This window comes from Cupriavidus sp. SK-3, from assembly GCF_000611145.1.
Classification (GTDB): domain Bacteria; phylum Pseudomonadota; class Gammaproteobacteria; order Burkholderiales; family Burkholderiaceae; genus Cupriavidus.
In genome coordinates this window covers 43,623-43,875 of the sequence record NZ_JFJV02000192.1, presented here as the reverse complement: position 1 = coordinate 43,875, position 253 = coordinate 43,623, and the positions used below count along the sequence as shown (strand labels likewise).

Below are 253 nucleotides of genomic sequence, written 5' to 3'. Positions count from 1 at the left end.
TTTGCCAGGCGCGTGCCGCCGCAACGCGCGGCGGGCGGCGCCTCGGATACCGGCGCCGACGGCTGATACGGCACATGTCCGGCAGCGGCGCGCCGCATGCCGGGCCCGCCGGCGCAGGGAGCAGCACACTAAGAACCAGACCGGAAACAACCGGCACGCGGCACCGATAAAACCAATAATGGAGACCAGATGCTGTTTGAACGGATTGCCGCCACGCGGCTATTGAAACTGACCGTGCTCGCCGCCTGCGGCG

At 68.0% G+C, this 253-nt stretch carries 1 pseudogene; it reads left to right on the top strand.

The features are described from left to right. Positions 1 to 66, top strand: a pseudogene (locus tag CF70_RS38015) (PaaI family thioesterase); the annotation flags it as partial. Positions 67 to 253: the final 187 nt, after the last annotated feature.